Annotated in this window: 9 protein-coding genes; 2 read left to right on the top strand and 7 right to left on the bottom strand. The window is 68.8% G+C overall.

The genetic code is table 11. The annotated features are described in order from the left end of the window. Positions 1–201 precede the first annotated feature (201 nt). Complete coding sequence (gene dctA / locus ACIA8G_RS39530) at positions 202–1,551, bottom strand: C4-dicarboxylate transporter DctA (protein WP_396423903.1); 1,350 nt, start codon at positions 1,549–1,551, stop codon at positions 202–204. A gap of 112 nt (positions 1,552–1,663) precedes the next feature. On the opposite strand from dctA, the gene ACIA8G_RS39525 reads away from it, so the two are divergent. Beyond that, entirely contained in the window at positions 1,664–2,563 is a 900-nt protein-coding gene (locus ACIA8G_RS39525; RefSeq protein WP_396423902.1) for a TAXI family TRAP transporter solute-binding subunit, read from the top strand. On the opposite strand, the gene ACIA8G_RS39520 is transcribed toward ACIA8G_RS39525, so the two are convergent. The 3 genes from ACIA8G_RS39520 to lgt are packed head-to-tail and all read right to left on the bottom strand — an operon-like array spanning position 2,553 to position 5,663. Next, on the bottom strand, positions 2,553–3,902 hold the full coding sequence (locus tag ACIA8G_RS39520) for a sensor histidine kinase (RefSeq protein WP_396423901.1): 1,350 nt from the start codon (positions 3,900–3,902) through the stop codon (positions 2,553–2,555). The two genes, ACIA8G_RS39525 and ACIA8G_RS39520, sit on opposite strands and share 11 nt — an antisense overlap. 59 nt (positions 3,903–3,961) lie before the next feature. Beyond that, positions 3,962–4,624, bottom strand: a complete 663-nt coding sequence (locus ACIA8G_RS39515) for a response regulator transcription factor (protein WP_396423900.1) — start codon at positions 4,622–4,624, stop codon at positions 3,962–3,964. 4 nt (positions 4,625–4,628) lie between these two features. Continuing rightward, positions 4,629–5,663 (bottom strand): prolipoprotein diacylglyceryl transferase, encoded by a 1,035-nt coding sequence (gene lgt, locus ACIA8G_RS39510; RefSeq protein WP_396423899.1) that lies wholly within the window; start codon positions 5,661–5,663, stop codon positions 4,629–4,631. Between the two features lie 321 nt (positions 5,664–5,984). Here lgt and ACIA8G_RS39505 point away from each other — a divergent pair, with 321 nt between their 5' ends. Next, on the top strand, positions 5,985–7,133 hold the full coding sequence (locus ACIA8G_RS39505; protein WP_396423898.1) for an FAD-dependent monooxygenase: 1,149 nt from the start codon (positions 5,985–5,987) through the stop codon (positions 7,131–7,133). A 13-nt stretch (positions 7,134–7,146) separates the two neighbouring features. On the opposite strand, the gene ACIA8G_RS39500 is transcribed toward ACIA8G_RS39505, so the two are convergent. From ACIA8G_RS39500 to trpB, 3 genes are all read right to left on the bottom strand, one after another. Then, positions 7,147–7,707, bottom strand: a complete 561-nt coding sequence (locus ACIA8G_RS39500; protein ID WP_396423897.1) for a Uma2 family endonuclease — start codon at positions 7,705–7,707, stop codon at positions 7,147–7,149. Between the two features lie 615 nt (positions 7,708–8,322). Continuing rightward, a complete protein-coding gene (gene trpA / locus ACIA8G_RS39495) occupies positions 8,323–9,114 on the bottom strand; it encodes a tryptophan synthase subunit alpha (RefSeq protein WP_396423976.1) in 792 nt (263 codons plus the stop codon). Next, positions 9,111–10,331, bottom strand: a complete 1,221-nt coding sequence (trpB, locus tag ACIA8G_RS39490; RefSeq protein WP_396423896.1) for a tryptophan synthase subunit beta — start codon at positions 10,329–10,331, stop codon at positions 9,111–9,113. Before trpB ends, trpA begins: the two co-directional genes overlap by 4 nt. Between the last annotated feature and the right edge of the window lie 26 nt (positions 10,332–10,357).

The following is a 10,357-nucleotide window of genomic DNA, read 5'->3' as shown; positions in this document are numbered from 1 at the left end:
ACTGTCGTCCCAGTTAGCGGACGCTCACTCGAAACCGGCTGCAGCCGATCGGCCACTGTCCACGCCATTGTTGACGGCCAAACGAAACCGAGACCCGGTTCTTCCCGCGCCGCATGCGGGAAGAACGAGGCCTCGGCATACATGGAGGTCGTTGGTCTCGTGACCGGAGGCGGGGAGAGACGCCCCCGGTCACGGACGTTCCTAGTGAGCCGCAGCAGGCTCTTTCTCTTCGCCGTGCTGCTTCGACAGCAGGTCGTCCACGTCGACCAGGTCGGGGTTGTCGAGCACCTCGCGCAGGCGGTCCTTGTCGAGGCCCTTCTGCCAGGCGGCGACGACCAGGGAGCCGACACCGTTGCCGATCACGTTCGTGATGGCGCGGGCCTCGGACATGAACCGGTCGATGCCGACGATCAGCGCGATGCCGACCGCGGGGATGGCCGAGTGGGCCTCGAAGGCCTGCAGCGACGCGGCCAGCGTGACCAGGCCGGCGCCGGTGACGCCCGCCGCGCCCTTCGACGCGATGAGCATGAACAGCAGCAGGCCGATCTGCACGCCGAGCGACACGTCGTGACCGGTGGCCTGGGCGATGAAGATCGCGCCCATGGTCAGGTAGATGCAGGTGCCGTCGAGGTTGAACGAGTACCCGGTCGGGATGGTGAGGCCGACGACCGACTTCTGCGCACCGGCCGCCTCGAGCTTGACCATCATGCGCGGCAGCACCGACTCGCTGGACGAGGTGCCGAGCACGATCAGGATCTCGTCCTTGATGTAGCGCAGGAACTTGAACAGGCTGAAGCCGGCGACACGCGCCACGATGCCGAGCACCACGACGATGAACAGGATGCAGGTGGCGTAGAACGAGCCCATCAGCCACACCAGCTTGCCCAGCACGCTGCCGCCGAACTTGCCGACGGTGTAGGCGATGCCGCCGAAGGCACCGATCGGGGCGACGTACATGACGAGCTTGATGATGCCGAACATGACCTTGGAGAGGGTGTCCATCGCGGACACGACCTTGGCGCCGCGCTCACCCATGCCGGCCACCGCGATCGCCACCAGGATCGCGACGACGAGCACCTGGATCAACTGACCGTCGGTGAAGGCGCTGACGAACGACTTGGGTACCAGGCTGAGGATGAAGCCGGTGACACCGGTCTCCGCCGTCGAAGCGGACTTCAGCGTGGCGTCGGCCTGGCTCGCGTTGAGCGCGATCTCGCCGCCGTGGTGACCCGGCTGGACGATGTTCACGACGATGAGGCCGATGGCGAGCGCCACCGTGGTCATCGCGGTGAAGTAGAGGATCGTCCGCAGTGCGAGCCCGCCCGCCTTGGCGAGGTTGCCGAGCCCCGCGATGCCGACGATGATCGTCGCGAAGATGGTCGGCGCGATGACGACCTTGACGAGGTTGACGAACAGGTCGGCGAGCCACTTCATCTCGGACGCCTGTTTCGGGAACAGGAATCCGACGGCGGCGCCCAGCACGATGGAGACCAGCACCCAGAAGTAGAGGTGCTTGTAGATCGGTTTGCGCCCTGTGGTGGTGGTCGCCACGGTTCCTCCTCGAACTTCGTGTTGGGTAGTGAGGGTGAGCCGCGCCACGACCAGCGACAAGGCGACACACGGAAACTTCAGACAGCTCTGACGTAACGGCTAGTCTTTGTGTGTGTCGCTCAGCCGTCGCACACTTCTGCTAGGCACCGCCCTTGCTCTGACCGGGTGTACCCAGCGCAGGGTCGAAGCACCCGCCGAACTCGTGCTGGCCACCGGGCCGGAAGGCGCGGTGTTCCGCGAGGTGGGCGGGGCACTGGCGGCCGCGCTGGCCGAGCAGCTGCCCGGTACGAAGGTCACCGCGATCCCGACGGCTGCATCGGTTGAGAACCTCCAGCTGCTGCGCTCAGGTGAAGCCCAGCTCGCGCTGTCCTCTTTGGACCCCATCGACGAACCGCAGAGCGTCCGCGCGGTCGGCAGGCTCTACGACAGCTTCATGCAGATCGCGGTGCCGACGAAGTCGCCGATCCAGCGGTTCAGCGATCTTGCCGGCAAGCGGATCTCGTTGGGCCCCAGCGGCTCCGGCACGGAGTTCACCGGCGAGCGGATGATGAGGTTCTTCCGGCTGTCCGCAATGGACGAACGCATGGCGCACGCGGTGGCCTCCCGCCGGGTCGCGGACGGATCGCTGGACGCGATGCTCGCGCTGACCGGCATCCCGACGCCCGCGATCACGGACCTCAAGGGCAACGTGCGGCTGATCGACATCCCGGAGGAGGCGGTGAAGTTCGCGACCCAGTACCCCGGCCCGTACATCCCGGCGACCATCCCCGCCGCGACCTACGAGGGCGTGCTGGCGAACAAGACGTTCGCGGTGCCGAACCTGCTGCTGGCGCGCGAATCGCTGAGCGCGGACGTGGTGGAGGTCGTCACCCGCACGGTGTTCACCGAGACGGCGCGGATCGTGGAGGGGCACCCGGAGGCGTCGCGGATCAACGTCCGCACCGGCATCGCCACCGGCCGGGTCCCGTTGCACGACGGTGCCGTGCGGTGGTTCCGCTCCGTCAAGCGCTGAGGGCGATCCGGACGTCCAGGCCCGGCCCCGCGTCGTGCAGGGTGAGCGTGCCGCCGGCCGACTCGATCAGCTCGGTGCAGATGGCGAGCCCGAGCCCGGTGCCCGCGATGTTCTGGTGCTTGGTGGCACGCCAGAACCGGTGCAGTGCCAGCTCCCGTTCCTCGTCGCTCAGCCCGTCGCCGTTGTCGACGACGTGCAGCTCGCCGGGTGTGCCGGTGAGCCGGACCTCGGTGGCGTTGGCGAGCCGGATGGCGTTGCTGACCAGCTCGTCCAGCACGCTGCCGAGCCCGCCGGGCGGTTCCTGCATGGTGAGGCCGGCCGGCACGTCGATCTTCAGGGTGATGCCCGCCTTGCTCGCGAGCGCCTGCCAGGCCGGCCGGTGGGTCGCGAGCAGCTGGTCGATGTCGACGGGCTCGGTCTTGCGGGCGCTGTCGAGGCGGGTCGCGGCGAGCAGCGTGTCGAGCACGCGGCCCATCTCCTCCGCCTCCTCGACGGCGATCTGGTGCGCTTCCTTGCCGAGTTCGCCGTCGACGTGCGGCTCGAGGTTGTCGACGGCGAGCCGCAGACTCGCCAGCGGGTTGCGCAGCTGGTGCGACGCGTCGGCCACGAACGCCCTCTGCCTGTTCAGCGCCCTGCCGACGACGTCGACCATGGTGTTGAAGCTTCTCGCGAGCCTTCTGAGCTCCGGCGGTCCGCCGACCTCGTCCGCCCGCACGTCGAGGTTGCCCTGGGCGACGGCGGCGGTGGCCTCGTCGAGCCTGCGGACGGGCCTGAGCACCCACCGCGACATGGGCCAGGCGGCGGCGACAACCGCGAGCATCGGCGCGAGACCTGCCAAGGCCATGAGGCCCCACTGACGCAGCACCTCGGTCCTGAGGCCGCGCGTCTGGGAGATGGTGACGACGGCGGCCACCACCTCGCTGTCCCGTCCGACGGGCTCGACCACGATCATCGGACCGGTGCGCCACGGCCAGCCCGTGTAGGAGGGCTTGGGCTGGATGCCGTTCAGCGCCTCGTTGAGCGCGGGCGCGACCGCGGCGTCGTTGCTGGGGTTGAAGCCCTGCCTGGACGACAGCAGGATCCGCTTGTCGGCGCTGACCAGGGCCACCGGGATGTCGTAGAGGCGGTCGTAGACCTGGATCTCCTGGCTGAGTGCCTCGAGCCGGTCCGACTGCAGCCCGCTCTCGCCGAGCGAGGCGAACCTGCTGGCGTCGCCCAGACGATCGAGATAGGTGGTCTGGGTCTCCCGCTGCACCACTGCGGACGCGAGCGGGATGCCGAGCGCCGCGACGAGGGCGACGAGCAGCGGGACCATGATGACGAGGAGTCGGCGGAGCATCAGCGGTGATTGTTCCGCAACTGCCTGTGGATGTCTCTCGGAGCTACATCACCCCGAAGTCAGACGACCAGCCGGTAGCCGACCCCGCGGACCGTCTCGATCTTGATGTGTCCGCCGAGTTTGCCGCGCAACGCCGCGATGTGCGTGTCGAGAGTGCGTGACGGCGCCTCCCAGTGCGCCTGCCACACCTGGTCCGTGATGAAGTCGCGGCTCACCACCTCGCCCTTGCGGGTGGCGAGGAGGGCGAGCAGGTCGAACTCCTTGCGGGTCAACGACAGGGGCTCGCCGGCCAGCGTGACGGCACGCGTCGAGGTGGTGATCCGGAGAGGACCGACCTCGATGGAGGTCTCGCTCTCCGGTCCGGCGCGGTGCGCGCGCGTACGCCGCAGCACAGCCTCGATGCGCGCCAGCAGCTCGGACGTGCCGAACGGCTTCACCACGTAGTCGTCGGCGCCCGCGCGGAGACCGAGCACGCGTTCGCGCTCCTCGCCGCGCGCGGTCACCGTGATCACGGCGGTGCCCGGACGGTGCCGCAGCTCGCGCAGCACGTCCAGGCCATCGCCGTCGGGCAGGCCGAGGTCGAGCAGAACGACGTCGGCGGGCGCGGCACGCAGCGCGTCGGCGGCCGTGGCCACCCGATGCACCTCGTAGCCGGCGTGCCGCAACGCGGTCAGCAGGCCTCTGGCCACCCGGTCGTCATCTTCGACGACGAGCACGCGCACAGGGTCACTCCGGTTTCACGGACTCCGGGGAGTTCGTCTTCTCGATGTTCTTGTCGTCCTCGACGACCGCGTCGGTGACGCCCTTGTCCTCGGCCTCGTCGGCCTCGCCGGCCTTGTCCGCGGTTTCGGCCCTGTCCGGGGCTTCGACCGGCGTGTCCCCGTCGGGCTCGGCACCGGCTCGCAGCGCGGCGACGTCCTCACGCTCGCCGCGCGACTTGGCGACGAGGAAGTAGGCGACCGCGCCGATGAAGACCAGCGCGGACACGAACACGTTGACGCGCTGACCGAAGATCAGCGTCGCCTCGTCCGTGCGCATGATCTCGATCCAGAACCGACCGGCCGTGTAGCCCGCGACGTACACCGCGAACGCCCGGCCGTGGCCCAGGCGGAACTTCTTGTCCGCCCACACGACCAGCAGGGCGACGCCGAGGTTCCAGATCAGCTCGTAGAGGAACGTCGGGTGCACGATCTGGATCGGCGTGTGATCGATCGCGACGCCGGCCAGCGCGTCCTCACGACCCTCCTGCGTCACGCGGCGGTAGATCTCCAGACCCCACGGCAGGGTGGTGTCGCCGCCGTAGAGCTCCTGGTTGAAGTAGTTGCCCAGCCGCCCGATGGCCTGCGCCACCACGATGCCGGGCGCCAGGGCGTCCGCCATCGCGGGCAGCGGGATGCCCTTGCGGCGGCAGGCGATCCACGCGCCCACGCCACCGAGCGCGATCGCGCCCCAGATGCCGAGGCCGCCGTTCCAGATCTCCAGCGCCGCGAGCGGGTTCTTGCCCGGCCCGAAGTACTTCTGGTTGTCCGTGATGACGTGGTACAGCCGTCCGCCGACCAGGCCGAACGGCACCGCCCACACGGCGATGTCGGTGACCTCGCCCTTGATGCCCCCGCGGGCTACCCAGCGGCGCTCACCCCACCAGATGGCGACGATGATCCCGGCGATGATGCACAGCGCGTAGGCACGGATGGGGAGCGGACCGAGGTACCACACACCGCGGTCGGGGCTCGGAATCGTGGCCAGAAGGGCGTCCAACACGGCGCCCACCGTACCGGTCGGCTTGTGGGCGTCTCGTTCGGACGCGCGATCGTCAGAGCTTCGTGACCTTCGTGTGCCGTGATCACCTGCCTTTCCCTCGTGTTTCGCCAGCGTCTCGCGGGTGTCTCGCCCGTGTTCCGGCCAGTGATCCGCCGGTGATCCGCCAGTGTTCCGCCGGTCAGACGGTTGCGGCGCGTCGTCGATCACGCCGCGTGCCGGCCGTTACGGCACTAGGTGGGTTCGTGACCTTCTTAGGGGGTTCGTGATCGCGAAGCCGAGATACTCGGACCGGTCTGTGGGCGGTCTCGCGAAAGGTCGGACATGACGGTCCTGGTGGTCGGCGGCGGTATCGGAGGCCTGGCGACGGCGCTCGGGCTCGCACGGGCCGGGCATCGCGTGACAGTGCTCGAGGCTGCGGCGGTGTTCGAGGAGATCGGCGCGGGCATCCAGGTGGGACCCAACGGGTTCCGGATGCTCGACGCACTGGGGGTCGGGCCGGCGGTGCGGTCACGAGCCGTGCACGTGGACGAGTTACGCCTGCGATGTGGTGTCTCGGGTTCGTTGATCGCCTCGCTGTCCCTGGGCTCCGGCTTCCAGGAGCGGTTCGGCACGTACGCGGTGGTGCATCGCAACGACGTGCTGACGCCGTTGCTCGATGCCTGTCAGGACAACGAGTTCGTCGATCTGCGGGTGAGCAGCGGTGTCGAGTCGTACACACAGGACTCCTCCGGGGTCGTGGCGGTGCTGCGGTCAGGGAACGTGGTCCGCGGGTCGGCTCTGATCGGCGCGGACGGACTGCGTTCGGCAGTGCGGCGGCAACTCGTCGGCGACGGGGATCCACCCGTGTCCGGGCACACCACGTTTCGCGCGGTCATCCCGGCTCACGAAGTGCCACGCGCGTTGAAGGACAACGTCGTCACGCTCTGGGCCGGACCGCGCTTCCACGTCGTCTGGTACGTGATCGCCGGCGGGCGGTACGTGAACCTGGTGGCCACCACGGACAACGGCGCCACCGAGCCGATGACCGGCAAGCCGGTCGAGCACGCCGAGGTCATGCGACATTTCACGCCGTTGTGCGAAGACGCCACGCGAATCATGGAGCTGGCCGACGAGTGGCGCGCATGGGTGCTGTGCGACCGGGCGCCGATCACGTCCTGGCAGGACTCACGAGTGGTGCTGCTCGGAGATGCCGCCCACCCCGTGCTGCAGTACGCCGCCCAGGGTGCCTGCCAGGCGCTGGAAGACGCCGTGTGTCTCTCGTCGGTGTTCGACCCCCGCGACGTGGCCGGCTCTTTTGCGCGGTACGCGTCGCTCCGCATGGAGCGCACCGCGCGCGTCCACCACGCCTCACGCCTGATGGGCAGGGAGGTCTACCACCCAGCCGGTTCCGCTGCCGCGGCCCGTGACGCGATGTTCGCCTCGTGGACCGTCGACGACCTGCACGAACGGCTGGAGTGGCTGTACGGCTAGAACTTGATGGTGACTAGAACTTGATGGTGACCGGGAACGGCCGCTCGGTCTGCAGCACACCGTTGTCGCTCTTCGCGATCTCGACGTACTCCTCGCCCTGGAGTTCGAGGAGCGTGGCCTCGACGACACCCGGCTCAGGGTCGACCATCAGGTAGTACTGAATGCCCGCCCTGGCGTACAGGCTGCGCTTCAGACCCTCGTCGTTCAGCCGAGTGCTCGGCGAGAACACCTCGCCGACGAGCACCACGTCGGACACCGGGAACATGACGCCCGCTTCTCGTGGCCGCACGACCGTGAAGTCCGGGATCACCAGACGCCCGCTGGAGAGCAGGACGTTCAGCTCGATCGTCGTCTGGAAGTACTCCGGACAGGCAGCGCGCAGGGCGGCCGCCGCATCGAACACCAGGTTCTGGTGCCGGTAGGAACCGAGCGGGCTCACCAGAAGCATCCCGTCAACGAGCTCGACGCGCTGACTGTTGTCTTCCGGCAACGACAGGACGTCGTCGAGCGACCAGGGACCCACGTGCCTGGGCAACAGGTAGTCGGCCGATGCCGTCTCTGCTGGAGCCGCCACTGGGCATCACCTCCGAAAACCGCCCGGCGAACACCAGTGTGGCACGCCGGGCGAATGGCTGGCTTGTGCATGACGCCACGATCGCAGGCCGGACCGACAGTCAAAGGGGGTTTTGGGGCCAACCGACCAACATTCACTCGATCAGGTGTTCGAATCTGTGTCATGCTCTTGGAGGAACCTCGATGAGCCGAAAGGAGGCCGCTCTCCCCACAACTGAATACCCGCCATCCCGACAACCACTCGATGGCGAGCACAGTGTTCAACCGCTAGATCTGTTCGACAGTTCAACCGCGCCACCCGACAACTCAGGTGAAGCCGACGCTGCAGAGCCGGCTTCACCGACGGGGTCACCGGGCCGCAAGGTCACTGGGCCACACGGTCACCGGGCCGCAGGCTCAGGTGCCCACGGGGTCAACGGCCACGGGGTCAACGGCGCCAGGCTCAGCAGCCCGCAGGGCCAACGGCACCAGGCTCAGCAGCCCGCAGGGCCAACGGCACCAGGCTCAGCAGCCCGCAGAGCCAACGACCCCGGAGTCAACAGCCACAGGATCAGCAGCCGCAGTCGATGCACTCACCGGACCGACAGGCGACGGCCCGGCGAGCAATCACAGCGACTCAGACCGTGGCAGCAGCCGAACGCACACCCTTGGCGAGGTCAGCGGTCAAAGCACGCACAGCCCCATCCCCCTCGGCCACAGCGGACACGAACGCCGACCCGACGATGACCCCGTCCGCGAACGCAGCCAGCTCGGCGGCCTGTGCACCGGACCGCACGCCAAGGCCGACACCGACCGGGATCGAGGTGTGCTCACGCACCCGCGCAACCAGCTCGGGAGCCGCGGAGGACACCACGTCGCGGGCACCCGTCACGCCCATGACCGAGGTGGCGTACAGGAACCCGGAGGAGGCACGCGCGGTCATCTCGATGCGCTCGGACGTCGACGACGGCGCGACCAGGAAGATGCGGTCCAGGCCGTGGGCGGCGGACGCGGCCATCCAGTCGTCGGCCTCGTCCGGCACGAGGTCGGGCGTGATGATCCCGAGGCCACCGGCGGCCGCGAGGTCACGCGCGAAGGCGTCCACGCCGTACTTCAGCACGGGGTTCCAGTAGGTCATGACGACGGCGCGTCCGCCGGCTTCGGACACGGACGACACGACGTCGAACAGGTCGCGCACCCGGAAGCCTTCGCGCAGCGCCTGCTCGGCGGCCGCCTGGATGGTGGGGCCGTCCATCACCGGGTCGGAGAACGGCAGGCCGACCTCGACCAGATCGCAGCCCGACTCGACCATCGAACGGAGGTAGTCCTTGGAACCTGAGACCGTCGGGAAGCCCGCGGGCAGGTAGCCGATCAGCGCCGCACGCGACTCCGCGCGCGCCGTGGCGAAAACGTCTGCCAGCGACATCAGGCCTGTCCCCCGTCCCCGAGGCCGAAGTACGCAACGGCCGTGTCCATGTCCTTGTCCCCGCGACCCGAGAGGTTCACGACCAGCAGGCCGTCAGGGCCGAGCTCCGGTCCGAGCTTCAGGGCGCCGGCGAGGGCGTGCGACGACTCGATCGCCGGGATGATGCCCTCGGTGCGCGAGAGCAGCGCGAACGCCTCCATGGCCTCGGCGTCGGTCACCGGGAAGTACTCGGCGCGGCCGATGTCCTTCAGGTGCGAGTGCTCCGGGCCCACGCCGGGGTAGTCGAGGCCGGCGGAGATCGAGTGCGCCTCGGTGATCTGGCCGTCCTCGTCCTGCATGACGTACGACATCGCGCCGTGCAGCGAACCGGGGGTGCCGGCGGTCAGCGTCGCGCCGTGGCTGCCGCTGTCGATGCCCGAACCACCGGGCTCGACACCGACCAGGCGCACGTCGGCGTCGTCGATGAAGCCGTGGAAGATGCCGATCGCGTTCGAACCGCCGCCGACGCACGCCACGACGGCGTCCGGGAGACGGCCGGCCTTCTCCAGGATCTGCTCGCGCGCCTCGATGCCGATGACGCGGTGGAAGTCGCGCACCAGCAGCGGGAACGGGTGCGGGCCCGCGGCCGTGCCGAGCAGGTAGTGGGTCTCGTCGACGTTGGCGACCCAGTCGCGCAACGCCTCGTTGATCGCGTCCTTGAGCGTCCGGGACCCGGACTTCACCGGGATGACCTCGGCGCCCAGCAGGCGCATGCGGGCGACGTTGAGCGACTGGCGCTCGGTGTCGACCTCGCCCATGTAGACGACGCAGTCGAGGCCGAGCAGCGCGCAGGCCGTCGCGGTCGCGACGCCGTGCTGGCCCGCGCCCGTCTCGGCGATCACGCGCTTCTTGCCCATGCGCTTGGTCAGCAGTGCCTGGCCGAGCACGTTGTTGATCTTGTGGGAACCGGTGTGGTTCAGGTCCTCACGCTTGAGGAAGACGCGCGTGCCCGCGTGCTCCGCGAACTTCGGGGCCTCCGTCAGCAGGGACGGACGGCCGGCGAAGTCGCGCAGCAGGCGCTTGAACTCGTTGACGAAGTCCGGGTCCAGGCGCGCCTTGTCGTACTCGGTGGCCAGCTCGTCCACCGCCGCGATCAGGGCCTCCGGGACGAACCGGCCGCCCCACGGGCCGAAGTGGCCACGTGCGTCGGGATCGTGCGGCGTGGGCGTGAACTGGCCCATCGGGTAGCTCCTCTGGCGCTGTTGTC

The sequence above is a fragment of the Lentzea sp. NPDC051213 genome (assembly GCF_044455585.1).
Lineage (GTDB): Bacteria > Actinomycetota > Actinomycetes > Mycobacteriales > Pseudonocardiaceae > Lentzea.
This window is presented reverse-complemented; position numbering and strand designations above follow the sequence as displayed.

What these genes read in the sequence shown, in the direction of transcription:
- ACIA8G_RS39505 (WP_396423898.1), top strand. Translation starts at nt 5,985, where the DNA reads ATGACGGTCCTGGTGGTCGGCGGCGGTATCGGAGGCCTGGCGACGGCG.
- ACIA8G_RS39520 (WP_396423901.1), bottom strand. Translation starts at nt 3,902, where the DNA reads ATGCTCCGCCGACTCCTCGTCATCATGGTCCCGCTGCTCGTCGCCCTC.
- trpB (WP_396423896.1), bottom strand. Translation starts at nt 10,331, where the DNA reads ATGGGCCAGTTCACGCCCACGCCGCACGATCCCGACGCACGTGGCCAC.